The organism is Vibrio sp. R10-SG3-ISO10, assembly GCF_059834185.1.
The window spans coordinates 16,057-31,384 of sequence record NZ_JCBDHG010000004.1; the positions used below are offsets into that span (position 1 = coordinate 16,057).

Sequence of the window (15,328 nt, forward strand, 5' to 3'; positions counted from 1 at the left end):
TTTTAAAATCAAAGGTTTGATTTTTCTTAAGGTTCGTTAAGGATTAATCATTCTCTGGCTGACAAAACGATAACTTTGTCAGAAAAATCTTAGGTATAACAAGCGACAACTTCCATCAATCAGAGTCGCACTATGAAAAATACTAAGACTTTATCCCTGTCTATTTTCTGTATTGGAACCACTATTATCGGTTCAACTGCTTTTGCAGAGACTATGGAAAGTGTTCCTGTTACCGTTGAGATCGCGAAACAGCAAATGACCGCTTCAACTATTGAAGAAGTCGGTAAGCTGAAAGCGACAGACTCCGCAGCATTAACATTTAGTGCTGGTGAAAAATTAAAGCAACTCAATTTCAATGACGGCGATGTTGTTAAGAAAGGGGAGCTCATTGCTCAACTTGATGACTCGCAAGCGAAAGCTGAATTAGACAAAGCAGAAAGCTCGTTGGCGCTCGCTGAATCAAAACTTGCTCGTGTATTAGCTTTGTTAAAGAAACAACCAGACTCCATGTCAGCTCAAGATGTTGAAGAGCTAAAGCAGCAAGCAAGTTTGGCAAAAGCGGATTTCAGTCAAAAGAAAACTGACCTACAAAATTACCAACTTGTTGCACCATTTGACGGGCAACTCACTAACTTTACCCATTCAGTAGGCAGCCGCGTTGAAGCTGCGACAGCTTTGGTTAGCCTTATCAAGCTCGATCCGGTTGAAGTGCATTACTCAATTTCTCAGGCAGAAGTCGGCAAAGCGCAACTTGGTCAGCAAGTGTCGGTAAAAGTGGATGCTTATGGTGAAACAGAGTTTACCGGTACGGTCGATTATATTGCGCCTTTAGTTGACGAGAACTCAGGTCGAGTCGAGGTCCATGCTCACTTAGATAACAGTGATAATAAACTGGTACCGGGAATGTTCGCTAAGGTATCGCAAAGTGTCGGAGATGCGTCAGATGATGTCGTGGTCTCCCAAACTGCAGTGGATACGTCAGGTGATCAGCGATTTGTTTGGGTAATCGAAAACAACAAAGCAGCCAAGCGTTCAGTTGAGCTAGGGCAAAACACCAATGACGGCTACGTTGTGATCGTGTCTGGATTAAATGCTGGAGAGCGTGTTGTTGTCACTGGTCGTCAGAACTTACATCAAGATGTACAAGTGGCTATTCAGCAAACCAAGTCTCCCGTGACCTTGCCAGCGAGAACCTTACCGGCTCAGCCTGAGAAGAAAGAACAGCAGGCAAAGCCAGTTACTGAAACGCCTAACAAAGAAGCAAGCAAAATCGCCGAGCCTAAAGCGGACAAGTCGACGGAGGTAACGAATGAAGCTGCCTGAAATATGTATCAAGCATCCGGTACTGGCTTCGGTGCTAAGTATCGCGATTGTGTTACTTGGTATCGTCTCTTACCAGAAACTGGCTATTCAGTACTTTCCTGAGCGTCAAACGGCCTCTGCAACGGTGAACGCTTCAATCACAGGAGCGAGCGCTGAGTTCATGTCGCAAAACGTAGCGGAAGAGCTCATTACTGCCGTTACTGGGTTAGACAAAATCAAAACGATGACAACCGACTGCCAAGAGGGGAGCTGTTCGTTAAAGATTCAGTTCGAAGACGGCATTAGTGACGTTGAATACGCGAGTTTGATGAACAACCTGCGTAGCAAGGTAGATGGAATCTCTGATTTTCCGCCTGCTATGACAGACAAACCAACGGTTACCGATGACTCATCTGACACTTCAATGCCAAGTAACATCATTACGTTTGTCAACAATGGCTCGATGGACAAACAAGAGATGTTTGACTTCATCAATCAGCAAATCTCGCCACAGTTCAAGAATGTTCTAGGTGTGGGTGGAGTATGGGGGCCTTATGGAGGCTCAAGTCGTGCAATTCGAGTGTGGTTGCAGCCTGAGCGCATGGCGGCACTGAATGTCAGTGCATCCGATGTGGTTGGAACGCTAAGCACCTATAACGCAACTTTTACTGCTGGTACGATTAAAGGCGAGGTGCGTGACTTCTCCATTAACCCAGTCAATCAAGTCACTACCATTGAAGATGTTCGCGACCTTGTACTGCGTGTCGATAACGGAAAGATCATTCGTGTGAGCGACATTGCGGATATCCAAATGGGTGAAGAAAGCCTAGAGCCAAGTATGCTTAACGTCGATGGCGATATGGCGATGTCTCTGCAAGTATTACCGCTTAAGACTGAAAATCCAGTGACAGTGGCGAACCGTGTCAAAGCAGCGATGGAAACGATGCAGATACCGGAAGGTATCGAGATGAAGATGGTCTACAATCAGGCCGACTTTATCGAAGAAGCGATTGATCAAGGTTTTATGACTTTAGTTGAGGCCATTGTATTGGTTTCCGCAATTGTCGTGCTGTTCCTTGGCTCGCTGCGTGTGGCCGCGATTCCCCTGATTACCATTCCAGTATGTGTGATCGGCGTGTTTGCGGTTATGGCAATGCTTGGTTTCAGCATTAATGTACTAACCATTCTCGCCATCATCCTTGCGATCGGGTTGGTTGTCGACGATGCGATTGTTGTTGTAGAAAACTGTTACCGTCACATTGAAGAGGGATCTTCCCCGTTTCAAGCAGCGCTGAAGAGCTGTAAAGAGATCGTATTCCCAGTTATCGCAATGACGTTAACACTTGCGGTGGTTTATCTTCCAATTGGTTTAATGTCTGGCTTAACCGCAGATCTGTTCAGGCAGTTTGCTTATACGCTTGCTGCATCTGTGATTATCTCAGGCTTTGTTGCGCTGACTCTATCTCCGATGATGAGCGCGTACATGCTTAAGTCAGTGACAACGTCACCAAAGTGGTTCCAGTGGGTTGAAACTAAGTTAGATGCGATGACTGAAAAGTACATGCTGTATCTTAATGCTTGGTTCAAACGTCCGGGTATGGTGCTAGGTGGAACTGCTGCTCTAATTGTTTTGTCGTGTGTTGCTGTATGGTTTATGCCAAAAGTCCTTTTACCGACAGAAGATACAGGCTTTATTGAGGTCACGTCTCATGGTCCGGCGGGCGCAGGTCGTCTCTATGATCTGGAAAATGCCGAACAGATAAACAATGTGTTCAAAGACAGTGATGCGATTGAAGCAAACCTAGCTTATATCGAGTCAGCGCCAACCAACCATGTTCTACTTAAATCTTGGGAAGAGCGTGACCAAAGTGCTGATGAGATTATTCAAGAGATGATGGCTAAAGCGGGTGAAACGGTTTCAGCCTATTCAACTTCTTTCTCTGTGCGCTCTGCGGATAACCTAGATGTAGCAAGCAATCTCGTTCTTGAATTGACCACAGTTAACCGTGATTTAGATGCGTTATCTGATACCGCAGAAAAAGTAGTAGAGCTGCTAGAAAACTATGAAGGTCTTTCGAATGTAGACAACTCGACACACCGAGATCAGCTACGTTTTGACCTCTCCATTGATCGTAATGCAATTGTGCTGTCAGGAGTAGACTACGGCAATGTCACTAGCGCTATTTCTACCTTCCTTGGTTCTGTAAAAGCAGCAGATTTACAGGCAGAAGATGGTTTTACATACCCAATTCAGGTGCAGGTAAACCGTCAGGCATTAGGTGATTTCAAAGTTCTAGATAAGCTGTACGTAAGCTCTGACTCGGGTCAAAGACTACCATTGTCACAGTTTGTTTCGATTGAGCCTGTCACTGCGGAGTCAAACATTAAGACTTATGGTGGTAAGGATGCAGCAGAAATCACCGCTGATCTGATGCCAGGATTCAGTGCAAGTGATATTCAGGAGTACGTCGATGCTGAGTTGCCAAAACTGTTGAAAGTGGGCCAAAACTACGAATATAACGGTGTGGTCAAAGAACTCAATGAATCTGAAGCAGGAATGCAGGTCCTATTTGGCTTGGCACTGGTGTTCATCTTCTTGATTCTGGCGGCTCAGTTTGAAAGCTTTGTCGATCCGCTAATCATCTTAATTACCGTGCCTCTATGTTTGGTTGGTGCAGTACTGACATTAAGTGTGTTTGGCCATAGCTTAAACCTGTATTCAAAGATTGGCTTGTTGACCTTGGTAGGTCTAGTCACTAAGCACGGTATTTTGATTGTCGAGTTTGCCAACATTAAGCGTAAAGAGGGCTACAGTGCGATGACATCGGCTCTTATGAGTGCGAAATCTCGCTTACGCCCAATTCTAATGACTTCACTAACGATGATTATTGGTTCATTGCCACTTGCATTGGCGGATGGCCCTGGTTCATTAGGACGTACCAACATTGGCTTAGTTTTGGTTGGTGGCTTAACGGTGGGGACTTTCTTCTCGTTATTCATTGTGCCTATGGCGTATGTTGCGTTCGCTAAAGTGGCTGAAAAATCGAAACGCTTTGAGCTAGCTACAGAGGGGTAAAGACGATGCTGCTAATCAACGGAACTCACATACTTGACGACACTGGCGGCTATATTCAAAGCCTTAAGAGCCAGATCCGTCACCCAATTGGTATCAATGAGATTTCATTGTTGACCTACATGTTTACTCATAAAGGAAAGGTATTGAGCAAGCATGAACTTATGGAAGAGGTTTGGCATAAACGCGGTATTGTCGTGGAGAGCAGCAGTTTGCTGCACTCCATATCCAGTTGTCGTCGCGGCTTAGAAGATCGCTCTGGTGAAATCATCCGCACAGAGCGTGGCGTGGGCTATGAATTTATCGGTACGGTTAAAAAGATAACATGCCTCTCTGAAGTTAAAGTTTCTCAGAATGAACCATTGGCAACCGAACAGAAGAAAACACCGCAGACTGATAAGCAGCGCAAGCTTTCCCCACCAAAAGTAGGTTCGTCAATCAGCTATAAAGCCGCTTCGGTGTTTGCTGCTGCGATTGTGATTGGCTTCTTTGGGACGATGCTAGCTAAAGAGCTACTGATCTCTAGCCAGTATGTTGCTAAAACTTACAACCAGTGCTGGTATGAGCCAACAAACAATGGCGAAAGAATCTATTACCAGAATCCAACGGTGTATCAGTTTGATGAGCTTAGCTTAATGCTTGATGAGCAGGGTCGTTCTGTCAGTTTCAGCAATCAAAGTGGGGTAGTGAATTGTGAATAAAGAAATTATCCTTGGCGCAGCGATATTGGGGTTAGGCGTTGGAGTCGGTATTGCCTTTAATACTGGTGATCAGCCAAACAGGCATTTTACCAGTAGCACGGTGGCACACATTCATATTGAAGAGCCATCAACTGTCTTCTCTACGTCTTTGCCAATGAGACTTGAACTGACATTAAATGAAAACAACACTTATGGCGTGTTTGCAATGTTACCGCAAAGCCAAGTTGGTTTTTCAGGCAAAGGGCAGTACAGCATGGACTCAGACGGAATATTGTTCATGCATGATACGCACACCCCACTTGACCTAGAGGGAGCGAAAGGAGGGGTGATTGAGCAACTGTTTGTTAGACCGGGTTCGTTTGATGGCCTAATGAACCTTATCGATATTGGTGATAAAGGCTCAATATTAGTCGGCAAGAAAGTGGCTTTACATTTGGAGTCATAAACATAGTTAAGAGAGAGCAGCGCCCTAGTGGCGCTGTTTTTGTATAGGGCTTAAGTAAGCGTTAAAAATCATAGCTTAAGCTCATCGTACTGTAGATTTCATCCGGTGATTGGTCTTCAGCAACGGTTGTGTTGTAGATGTACTCAACGTCGAAAACTAAAGACAGGTTCGCCATTAGGGTATTCTTGATGTATGCCTTAGTGTTGTAATGGGTGTTCTCTTCACCGTGTGCCACGTCAAAGGTTGCGCCCATTGAAAGCCTCTCCGAGAAAACAATAGAGCTATCGAGGGTAGAAGAAGCAATGACTTCATAATTCATTTGGTCTGGGTATTCAGAATCGAACGGCTGTCTTTGCGTGATTCGATAACCTGGACCAAGAGATATTGAGGTTTTTACGATGTCATTGTTAACCAAATAGACACCAATACCGCTCATTAATATCCACTGCTTACGGTAAGTACCATACAAGTCATTTTCAAATCGGCCAGCACCACGGACGAAGGTTTTCTCTGCAAAGTCATAGGTTGAACCCGCATTGACCGTATAGCGATTTGCCCCATCATCGGCATTGTCGGCGTCAGTATAGTAGCTTTCAAATGACGCCTTATGTAGCCAAGACTCTTGTTGATAATTGAGGTACAAAGCTGAATTTACAGAAAGAGAAGAGCTGGTGTTTTCTGTATAGATAAAGCCAAGTTTGGTTTGAGCGGTGAAAGGCGACTCTTCAACGTCAGAGCTTTCCTCGTCTTGTGCAAAAGAAAGAGAGGGTAACAGCAGCAGGCTTAAAATCGATGATAAGGCCGATAAGGTAAAAGGGACGTTTTTCATTTGTTAACAGAGCTGACATAGTTTTTATTCGTCAGTCTATTATCGAATTCGATAACCTTAGTCAGTACTGAATCACTCTAAATCATTCTCAACAACTAAAAAGCGACGCAGATTGCGTCGCTTTCATTGTGGTCTGACTCAAGATTGACTTAGTTCGATGTATTAAACGCAAGGACGGCTTTTAATCCACCCATCGAGCTTCTTGATAGCGCAAGCTTACCGCGATAACTGTGTGCCATTTCGTTAACGATATTCAGTCCAAGGCCAGTTCCTGGCGTAGTTTCGTCTAATCTTACACCACGCTTAAGTGCTTGCTGAATATCTTCATCGTCAATGCCGGGACCGTCATCCTCGATAATGATCTCAATGGTGCCCGGTTCATTTTCTTGAGAGTGGACACGAATAATATTGCAAGACCACTTGTAGGCATTCTCTAGCAAGTTACCCACCATCTCGTCTAGATCAGTTGCATCGACGGCAACTTCGATGTCTGAGTCGAGTTCATTAATCAAAGCAACACCTCGCTCGGCGTATACTTTGTCAAACGCCATCGAAATCGCATCTACGCGCTCAGAAGGATTAGCGCGAACAGAGAGAATATTTTTAGAGCCAGCCATTCGCGCACGGCCTAAGTGGTAATCAATTTGGCTTTGGATTTGATGAACCGGAGGCAAGAGATAGTCTCGTGTCTCCTTATCGAGCGAACCAATTTCATTTCTTAACACCGACAAAGGGGTTTTTAGCGCGTGAGAAAGGTTGCCTGCATGATGGCGAGCGCGTTCAAGCAATTCTTGGTAATGGAAAACCAGAGCATTGAGATCGGAAACGACCGGAGCCACCTCTTTCGGATACTCTTCATCTAGGCTTGTTTTATCTCCGGAGCGAAGCTGGTTCAACTCTTTTTGCATCTTGTTGAGTGGACTTAGCGACCATTGGACTTGCAACATGATTACTGCCAAAACACCGAAGTAGAGTAGAGCGAGAATAATCCACAGCTGACTCATTAAATCGCGAACAGTATCTTCAATGGGTTGTTCATCAATACCAATCAGAACTTCAATCGGCCCATCATAATCTGGGTAATAGAGCTTAGTCTTTATGTAGATGAGCTTTTCATCGCGAGCGCCAACGAATTCTTTACCGTTCTTTTTGCTCTCGATGCGTTGATCCCACAAAGAGCGTGAGCGAAGCAAATCTGTCTCGGTTTTCGCAGACCAATATAACCCGCTATACGGGCGATTAAAGCGGGGATCGGAAAGGCTAGATGCCAGAGTGATGTTGCCAGATTCATCGGCTTCTATCGCTGCGGAAATCTCATCCATATAAATGGATAACTGAGACTTTGCGTCGTCAGCCATATAGTTGAAGACTTGGTTAGGCACACTCACGCCAACCGCTATTACCATAGCCGTTAGCCAAACTACAGCCGCTAGAACTAAGCGGCTTTTTAAACTCAGTCTTTTAAGTAGTGAGCGTTTGTTATTCGGCATTAAGCTGGTACCCCAAGCCTCTCACTGTTTTGATGACTTTCGGTGCGATCTTTTTGCGAATTCGACCGATAAACACTTCGATAGTGTTTGAATCACGGTCAAAATCCTGTTTGTAAATATGCTCGACCAATTCTGTGCGTGAAATGACCTTCTCGGGGTTATGCATAAAGTAAGCGACAACTTTGTACTCCAACGCTGTCAGGCTAATCGCTTGGCCTTGCCACATCACTTTCGAAGTGCGGGTATCAAGACTTAAATTACCGACTTGCATAACAGGAGAGGCATTACCAGAAGCGCGGCGAAGTTGAGCTCGGATGCGGGCAATTAACTCGACCATTTCAAATGGTTTGGTTAGGTAATCGTCTGCGCCTGCGTTTAAGCCTTCTACGCGTTGAGTTAAGGTGTCACGAGCGCTAAGAATCACTACTGGCGTGTTAATGTTCTCGTCTCGAATGCCTTTGAGTACCGTTAGGCCGTCGAGTTTTGGCAGACCTAGATCGAGCACGATCGCATCCCACTCTTCTGAAGTCGCTCGGTATAGCGCATCAATACCGTCTTGAGACAGTTCAGGAACCCAACCGGTTTGTTCCAAAATGTCGACAATTTGTTCACCTAGACGCGGTTCATCTTCCACTACAAGAATTTTCATAAGCTTCAATCTTCTATTTTTTTAGTGCTTCTTTTATGTTTCTGCCTTTAATTTGCAGCATTTCAAGGGTTTCGGCGTTGTATTCAACTTTGATGATATTGTTATTGTGGTTCAATTTAAGTTCATAGACCCAAATATCATCATCTTCTTCAAGCTCGACATGAATGATCCGACCGTTTAAGTCACGCTCTACCGCCGCAAACATTTCAGAAAATGGGCGAACATAGCCTTTTTGTACAGCGTCGTAGACCTCATCTTGGTCTTCTTCGAACTCGATTCGCGTACCAGGCTTATGCACGTCTTGAACTAGCGCATGTCCATCTTCATCATGATGCTTCTTAGCCAATGTTGGAAATGAAACAAAGACGCACGCCAATATGGCTGTCAGACTTACTAACGGACGCTTCAACATAATCTTACCTTCTTGAAATTACTGTGAGTCAGTATACGTGTTGATAGATGAACACCAAATGAATTAGCTCTTAGTTGGTTAACTCGTCAGCAAAAATCTTATCTCGCATTTTCCAGAATCGTCCTGACTTCCTTGCAATAACAAATTGAGGTGGACGGAATCGGTGTTGATTATTCACCACTTTAGTCGGTGAAGCGTCTTCAAAAGGCCTATGTTTGTCTGCTAGGTGAGGGCGAACAAACTGATCCTTGAAGCGTTGTTTCTGATTCTTCGTCGTCAATGACCAGAATTCACTCACTTGAGCCTGATTATCTCCAATGTAAGAGACTTTTAAGCTGCTTTTCCCTTTGTCATCTTTGTGAACGCTTAAAGCCATTTCTAAGCACTCAAAAACAAGAGCGTCTTTAAGGTTTAACGCCTCCTTAAGCTTCTTGTCTGGGTCAACCAAAGTGGCATCGCATTCATGGCAGATTCTCGCAGCGATATCGTTGTCGGCTCCACACTCTCCACAATACTTAGCTCTGAATCGGTAATCGCAGTGTTCACGTTCGCCAGTCTCTTCATCTTCAAAGAACCCTTGGCACTTGCGACCAAAATGTTCAAGTAGAAAACCGTTACTGTCTAGCTTTCCCCAAAAGTTGTTGTTGAAGCCGCAAGCAGGGCAGGGAATGGTGATGATCTCGCTGTCTGAATCGGGTTTGGCATCACCCACTTCAGGCTGATAGAGATCGTAGCTATTGCCTGCATAATCTAGAACTAAACATTCCTCTTTACCCGGAGATAGACGCAATCCGCGTCCAACAATTTGCTGATAAAGGCTAATCGACTCGGTTGGTCGTAATATGGCAATTAAATCAACGTGCGGCGCGTCAAAGCCCGTTGTCAGTACTGATACGTTGACAAGGTATTTAATTTTGCGCTCTTTAAAGTCTTGAATGATGGCATCACGTTCAGGTGTTGGCGTATCGCCGATCACGATGGCGGTTTGTCCTTCTGGTAGCAGGCCGAAAATTTCTTGAGCATGGCGAACAGTCGCAGCAAAAATCATAATACCTTGCTTACCGGTAGACATAAGAATGATTTGCTCGACGATTTGTGGTGTTGCACGTTTCGCCTTATCAATCACCATATCCATTTCCGACTCTTTGTAGCGACCCGTATTCGCGGACTTGAGCTGAGAAAAGTCATAGCTCAGTACGGGCGCATCCATCATGCGTGCTGGAGTAAGAAATTTTTCATCCAGTAAGTAGCGAATAGGCAGCTCAAATATGCAGTCGCGGAAGAAGCGTGGTTCCTCACTGCGAACTAGTCCGCGTGTGTGGTATTGGTAAATCCAGCCCATGCCTAAACGGTAAGGTGTGGCAGTGAGCCCAAGCACTTTTATGCCTGCATTTTGCTCGCGCAAATGGTTGATGACTTTTTGGTAGCTGGTGTTCTTGTCGTCGGGCACTCGATGACATTCGTCGATGACCAAAAGTGAAAATTGGTTTTTAAACTGATCGAGGTTGCGCACGACAGATTGCACTGAAGCAAAAACGACTTGCTGGTCGGTTTCTTTACGACCTAACCCCGCTGAAAATATCGAGCCTTTCAGTCCGTATCCTTCGTATTTTTGATGGTTTTGCTCGACGAGTTCCTTTACATGAGCAAGCACCAATACACGCCCTTTGGCCAAGCGAGCCAGCTCAGCGATAACTAAGCTTTTACCTGCGCCTGTTGGGAGTACCAACACAGCGGGTGACGAGTGTTTTCGAAAATAATGAATGACCGCTTTGACGGAGTCAGCCTGATAAGGACGGAGTGTATACATAAAATGTGTGAAATAGCTCAACTATTTAGTCTAGTCGCACTATAATACCCCACCTAGCAAAGATGAGGTATTCATGCGTTTAGATAAATATCTATGTGATGCACTTGGGGCAACACGTAAAGAAGCAACAAAAATCATTAAAAGTGGTGATGTTACCGTCAATGACGTGGTGCAGAAAAGTGGCGCGACTAAAGTGACTGAAGAGTGCACGGTAGAATGGCAAGGCCGAGAGATTCAAAAGCCGGGCCCTCGCTACATTATGCTTTTTAAGCCAGATGGTTTTGTTTGTTCGCATGAAGATGGTTTCAACCAGACGGCATTTATGTTGTTAGATGAAGTCAAAATGGAAGACTTGCACTTTGCTGGTCGCCTTGATGTTGATACTACGGGTCTTGTTTTGATTACTGATGATGGCCAATGGTCGCACCGAATCACTTCGCCTAAACACAAGTGTGAGAAAACTTACCGAGTGTGGCTGGTTGATCCGCTCCAAGCGGATTATGCAGAGAAGTTTGCCGAAGGTATTCAATTAAGAAATGAAAAAGGTTTGACCCTGCCTGCGAAGTTAGAAGTGGTAGATGAAGACGAGAAAGAAGTGTTACTGACCATCACCGAAGGTAAGTACCACCAAGTGAAGCGTATGTTTGCTGCACTTGGCAATAAAGTTGAGCATCTTCACCGTGAGCGCATTGGTGAAATCGAGCTATGCGAAACCTTAGAACCGGGTGAATATCGCTATTTAACTCAAGAAGAAATTGACTCTGTTTGGAATTAATTCTTTATTGAGGAAATACTTTATTTCCATCTAGGAACTAGTCTTTTAGACAGAATTGATTGAATATAGATCGATTCAATTCAGGTCTGTTAACTGCATAAAGGCAGCAGTCCATAGCACTTTTAGTGCTCATTTATTCTGTTTGGTTGCAGCACGGAAGCTGCATCTGATTCGCAACCGAGTAGGAGATTTATGTCTGAGAGAACCTTAGATCAAACCAAGGCCCCACAAATCAGTTTTCTGTTATTCCTTGTTTTGGGTGCCATTGGTGCATTAACCCCATTAGCTATTGATATGTACCTGCCTGCAATGCCAACGATCGCCAGAGATCTTGGTGTTGCTGAAGGGGCGGTGCAAATTACGTTAACTGCTTATACCGCTGGATTTGCGTTAGGTCAGTTGATTCATGGGCCATTAGCCGATAGTTATGGTCGTCGTCCGGTTTTAATTCTGGGAGTGCTCTTCTTTGGGCTTGCAGCTGTAGTGAGTGCCACAACAACCGGTATTGAAGCGTTAACTTGGGTCCGAACGGCGCAAGGCTTTGCAGGCGCTGCTGCTGCGGTGATTATTCAAGCCGTTGTTCGAGACATGTTTGACCGCGAAGACTTTGCCCGTGCGATGTCGTTCGTCACATTAGTCATTACCATCGCGCCACTTATCGCCCCTATGATTGGTGGATATGTTGCGGTGTGGTTCGGTTGGCGTGCGATTTTCTGGATTCTGGCAGCATTCTCTGTTGTCGTTATTTGCTTAGTGCTGTGGAAGATTCCAGAAACGTTAAGCGCTGAGAACAAGCAGCCATTTCGAATTCGTAATACGTTACGTAATTATATCAAACTGGCGAAAAACCCTGTGGCGATGGGGCTGATTTTTTCAGGAGCATTTTCGTTTGCTGGGATGTTTGCCTTTTTAACGGCCGGTTCCTTCGTCTACATTGATATTTATGGTGTGCGGCCAGAGCAGTTCGGTTATCTGTTTGGTTTGAACATTGTCGCGATGATCATAATGACAAGCATCAACGGGCGACTGGTTAAGAAGGTCGGCTCACATACCATGTTGCGTTTTGGACTGATTGTTCAACTCATTGCGGGTATTGGTTTGTTTGTTACTTGGCTGTTAGATGCGGGCCTATGGGGAACGGTTATTTTTGTTGTGATGTTTATTGGTACATTATCGACAATTGGTAGTAACTCAATGGGACTGTTGTTAAGTGGCTACCCAACGATGGCGGGAACCGCGTCTTCGTTGGCAGGAACTCTGCGCTTTGGTACAGGTTCAGTTATTGGTGCTGTCGTGGCAATGATGCCTGGCGGTGTAACATGGCCGATGATTACAGTGATGAGTGCATGCTCAGTCATCTCTGCGGCTTGTTATTGGATATTTGGAAGAAAGGCGTAATGTCTGAGTATACGGTAGAAATACAAAAATTAGTGAATAAGGCTCTAGAAGAGATTACCAATGAGCATAAAGCTGGCAAACTCACTAATGGGCCAACAGCAAACAACCTCTATTTGGTTCGTTGGATTACTAAAGCCATTAAGTCACAACAGTTTCCACGTGTTGTGGCGGACGATTTAATCCGTTGGCAGAAGACGGGGCGCTCAAAGGGCAACAATGCGGGCTTAATGCAGACGTTTCAGCGTATTTCCAAGTTCTATGCTCAGTTTTTCCCTCAAGACCAAGAAGATCGCGTTCTTAAAGATCACGAGATCAATAATTTCATCGACATGATGGAAGAGCAGGGCTGGGAAGTTACAACCTCGGAAGAACTGGTTGGTTGTGGCAAAGTGCAAATCTTTACTGAGGGACCAAATTCTCTTGCCATGTGTACAGAGCAGTGTGAAAGCAGCTTTGATGGTGAAGATATGATCAAACCAATGAGTTGGTTTGTGCGTGGTCACCATGCTGATTTTGTTGAGAAAGCGTCTGCGGCCGGCTTTATGGTTCATAAGGTGACGGACTATAAATCCAACGTAAAATATCACGGTGAATACTTAGTCTTTCCAGCCAACCGAGGCGACCGATTAGCAGAGATACCACTCAGTTTAACGGTGTAAATTACCTAAGAAAATGCATCGACAAGAGCTTCTATTATGGAAGCTCTTTTGCTTTTTTAACGATGGCTTTGACCATGCCTTTAAAGATGAAAAGGTGAGCTGGCATCATCGCAAACCAGTACAAAAGACCTCTAAAGCCTTGCGGGTGCCACCACGCGGTGACTGTTAGTTTTCTTTTCTCTCCCAAATCCTCAATCAAAAACTCTAAGCGGCCTAAACCGGGGCCCTTCATACCAAACAGCAATGAGATGAAGTGATTTTGTTCACATCGAATCACTTTCCAAGAATCGATATGGTCTCCAACCTGTAACTCAGGACCAGGAGGAGAGCGTCTAATGGGTTTTCCACCACCAAAGAAGATATCGAGCCACTCTCGGGTACGCCAAAGAGTATTAGCAAAGAAGTAGCCCTCTTTTCTACTGCCTATTTGCTTAACGAGTTTCCATAGCTGAGCGGAAGAGAGTTCAGTTTCTATTTCGGCGCCAGTCTGTTTTGGATAATACCCATAGCCCGGTTGCCAGCGAGAGAGGGCAGCAGGGTCAAAGCCCCAAACATTACTTCGAACAAATTTACCTTCTTGCTCAATACTGTTTGTAACCATTTGGTTGAACGTGATGAGAGGCTGGGGGTATTTACGAGCAATGGCTTGGTTATCAGCGATGAAATCATGCTCTAGCCCTGACAATAACGCGGCCCCGATACTTGATGGGACGGAAGTCACAACGCCTAGCCATTGCGAAGCCATCTTAGGAGTTAACAGGGAAGTAGGCCAAATTGAGATAGGCTTTTTGATTGTATTCGCGATGACTTGGAACTGCTGTCGATAGCTGAGTGTATCCGGTCCGCCCACTTCATAGAGCTGATGTTGTGTTGGCGATTCTTCGGCAACAGATAACAAATAGTGATTGAGGTTTTCTAGCGCAATGGGATTTGCTTTGGATTCAACCCACTTTGGTGTAATGAGAATCGGCATGTTGTAAACAAAGTCACGCATGATCTCAAACGCCGCAGAACCCGGGCCGATGATCACCCCAGCTCGAAGCTCAGTGATCGGTACGCCTGATTTGCGAATAATATCTCCTGTCATTCGGCGTGCTTTAAGGTGGCTAGAATCACCAGTTTGCGGCTGAATCGCACTTAGGTAAATCACATGCTTCACGGTGCTCTGGGTTAGGGCATTGTTAAAATTCTCGGCTAATGAAATTTCGTAGTTTAAGAAATCGTGCCCATGCGCCATGCCGTGGACCAGAAAATAGATAAGGTCGAAATGCGGGATCAATTCTTTAGTTGCAGCCTCGTCAGCAAGGTCGATATAGCGTAGCGTTAGGTTTGGATGAGGCTCAACACGGGCTTTAAGGTACTCAATCTGCCTAGCGGCCGCAGTAACATGATAGCCTCGATCACATAGCTGAGATAGGAGTTGTGAACCTACGTATCCAGAGGCACCCAAAACCAGCACATTTTTCATCCCTAACCCCTGTGGTTTTTATGGTTTCATATTCCGACTGATCATATAATAGTCGACTCATTTTTTCTCTCTTTTCATACTGTTGCATTTTGAGGTGCGCGATTGATAACTCTTTCCCAAGTCTTAACCCATACCCGTGGTGATTTCATTAGGCGCTTGATTGCGATAGCTCTGCCGATTACTTTACAAAGTATCATGTTTTCTAGCCGAAGCTTGGTAGACGTATTGATGCTAGGTCAGCTTGGTGAAGCTGAAATCGCTGCGGTTGGTGTTGCTGCTCGTGCCACTTTTGTTACTACGATTATGCTGGTTGGGGT

Annotated in this window: 14 protein-coding genes; 8 read left to right on the forward strand and 6 right to left on the reverse strand. The window is 45.0% G+C overall.

Translation table 11 applies throughout. From position 1 onward, the window contains the following. Positions 1-132: 132 nt before the first annotated feature. From AC6R16_RS03390 to AC6R16_RS03405, 4 genes are read left to right on the forward strand one after another with little or no spacing between them, the layout of a single operon-like run. The gene (locus AC6R16_RS03390) at positions 133-1,323 is read left to right on the forward strand and encodes an efflux RND transporter periplasmic adaptor subunit (protein ID WP_500673613.1); all 1,191 of its coding nucleotides are present in this window, start codon (positions 133-135) and stop codon (positions 1,321-1,323) included. Continuing rightward, positions 1,310-4,378 carry an efflux RND transporter permease subunit gene (locus AC6R16_RS03395; RefSeq protein ID WP_500673614.1) on the forward strand — a complete coding sequence of 1,023 codons (3,069 nt, stop codon included), beginning with the start codon at positions 1,310-1,312 and terminating at the stop codon, positions 4,376-4,378. The genes AC6R16_RS03390 and AC6R16_RS03395 overlap by 14 nt, the downstream gene beginning before the upstream one ends. Positions 4,379-4,383: 5 nt before the next feature. Beyond that, positions 4,384-5,076: a winged helix-turn-helix domain-containing protein gene (locus AC6R16_RS03400; RefSeq protein ID WP_500642044.1), complete on the forward strand. Its 693-nt coding sequence runs from the start codon at positions 4,384-4,386 to the stop codon at positions 5,074-5,076. Beyond that, complete coding sequence (locus tag AC6R16_RS03405; protein ID WP_004748771.1) at positions 5,069-5,521, forward strand: hypothetical protein; 453 nt, start codon at positions 5,069-5,071, stop codon at positions 5,519-5,521. The genes AC6R16_RS03400 and AC6R16_RS03405 overlap by 8 nt, the downstream gene beginning before the upstream one ends. A 61-nt stretch (positions 5,522-5,582) precedes the next feature. Here the strand turns inward: AC6R16_RS03405 and AC6R16_RS03410 are convergent, their stop codons facing one another. The 5 genes from AC6R16_RS03410 to radD all read right to left on the reverse strand — a co-directional run bounded on the left by AC6R16_RS03410 (position 5,583) and on the right by radD (position 10,711). Next, entirely contained in the window at positions 5,583-6,350 is a 768-nt protein-coding gene (locus tag AC6R16_RS03410; protein WP_500642045.1) for a DUF481 domain-containing protein, read from the reverse strand. 149 nt (positions 6,351-6,499) lie between these two features. Next, positions 6,500-7,840, reverse strand: a complete 1,341-nt coding sequence (locus AC6R16_RS03415) for an ATP-binding protein (RefSeq protein ID WP_500642046.1) — start codon at positions 7,838-7,840, stop codon at positions 6,500-6,502. Next, the gene (locus AC6R16_RS03420; RefSeq protein WP_004748768.1) at positions 7,830-8,489 is read right to left on the reverse strand and encodes a response regulator transcription factor; all 660 of its coding nucleotides are present in this window, start codon (positions 8,487-8,489) and stop codon (positions 7,830-7,832) included. Before AC6R16_RS03420 ends, AC6R16_RS03415 begins: the two co-directional genes overlap by 11 nt. A gap of 13 nt (positions 8,490-8,502) precedes the next feature. Continuing rightward, entirely contained in the window at positions 8,503-8,901 is a 399-nt protein-coding gene (locus AC6R16_RS03425; RefSeq protein ID WP_500642047.1) for a PepSY domain-containing protein, read from the reverse strand. A 70-nt stretch (positions 8,902-8,971) separates the two neighbouring features. Continuing rightward, complete coding sequence (gene radD / locus AC6R16_RS03430; protein ID WP_500673615.1) at positions 8,972-10,711, reverse strand: DNA repair helicase RadD; 1,740 nt, start codon at positions 10,709-10,711, stop codon at positions 8,972-8,974. 73 nt (positions 10,712-10,784) lie between these two features. Here radD and rsuA point away from each other — a divergent pair, with 73 nt between their 5' ends. From rsuA to AC6R16_RS03445, 3 genes are all read left to right on the forward strand, one after another. Next, positions 10,785-11,486: a 16S rRNA pseudouridine(516) synthase RsuA gene (gene rsuA / locus AC6R16_RS03435; RefSeq protein ID WP_171321597.1), complete on the forward strand. Its 702-nt coding sequence runs from the start codon at positions 10,785-10,787 to the stop codon at positions 11,484-11,486. Positions 11,487-11,678: 192 nt separating this feature from the next. Beyond that, entirely contained in the window at positions 11,679-12,884 is a 1,206-nt protein-coding gene (locus AC6R16_RS03440) for a Bcr/CflA family multidrug efflux MFS transporter (RefSeq protein WP_500642049.1), read from the forward strand. Next, positions 12,884-13,543 carry a DUF2913 family protein gene (locus AC6R16_RS03445; RefSeq protein ID WP_171321600.1) on the forward strand — a complete coding sequence of 220 codons (660 nt, stop codon included), beginning with the start codon at positions 12,884-12,886 and terminating at the stop codon, positions 13,541-13,543. The genes AC6R16_RS03440 and AC6R16_RS03445 overlap by 1 nt, the downstream gene beginning before the upstream one ends. Before the next feature lie 34 nt (positions 13,544-13,577). Here the strand turns inward: AC6R16_RS03445 and AC6R16_RS03450 are convergent, their stop codons facing one another. Continuing rightward, the gene (locus AC6R16_RS03450) at positions 13,578-15,011 is read right to left on the reverse strand and encodes a DUF2867 domain-containing protein (protein WP_500673616.1); all 1,434 of its coding nucleotides are present in this window, start codon (positions 15,009-15,011) and stop codon (positions 13,578-13,580) included. A gap of 102 nt (positions 15,012-15,113) precedes the next feature. Here AC6R16_RS03450 and AC6R16_RS03455 point away from each other — a divergent pair. Then, positions 15,114-15,328: MATE family efflux transporter (locus AC6R16_RS03455; protein WP_500673617.1), on the forward strand; the 215-nt coding region annotated here is incomplete at its 3' end.

Coding starts and splice junctions, on each gene's coding strand:
- AC6R16_RS03390 (WP_500673613.1), top strand. CDS start 133: ATGAAAAATACTAAGACTTTATCCCTGTCTATTTTCTGTATTGGAACC.
- AC6R16_RS03440 (WP_500642049.1), top strand. CDS start 11,679: ATGTCTGAGAGAACCTTAGATCAAACCAAGGCCCCACAAATCAGTTTT.
- AC6R16_RS03410 (WP_500642045.1), bottom strand. CDS start 6,350: ATGAAAAACGTCCCTTTTACCTTATCGGCCTTATCATCGATTTTAAGC.
- AC6R16_RS03445 (WP_171321600.1), top strand. CDS start 12,884: ATGTCTGAGTATACGGTAGAAATACAAAAATTAGTGAATAAGGCTCTA.
- rsuA (WP_171321597.1), top strand. CDS start 10,785: ATGCGTTTAGATAAATATCTATGTGATGCACTTGGGGCAACACGTAAA.
- AC6R16_RS03425 (WP_500642047.1), bottom strand. CDS start 8,901: ATGTTGAAGCGTCCGTTAGTAAGTCTGACAGCCATATTGGCGTGCGTC.
- AC6R16_RS03415 (WP_500642046.1), bottom strand. CDS start 7,840: ATGCCGAATAACAAACGCTCACTACTTAAAAGACTGAGTTTAAAAAGC.
- radD (WP_500673615.1), bottom strand. CDS start 10,711: ATGTATACACTCCGTCCTTATCAGGCTGACTCCGTCAAAGCGGTCATT.
- AC6R16_RS03450 (WP_500673616.1), bottom strand. CDS start 15,011: ATGAAAAATGTGCTGGTTTTGGGTGCCTCTGGATACGTAGGTTCACAA.
- AC6R16_RS03420 (WP_004748768.1), bottom strand. CDS start 8,489: ATGAAAATTCTTGTAGTGGAAGATGAACCGCGTCTAGGTGAACAAATT.
- AC6R16_RS03400 (WP_500642044.1), top strand. CDS start 4,384: ATGCTGCTAATCAACGGAACTCACATACTTGACGACACTGGCGGCTAT.
- AC6R16_RS03395 (WP_500673614.1), top strand. CDS start 1,310: ATGAAGCTGCCTGAAATATGTATCAAGCATCCGGTACTGGCTTCGGTG.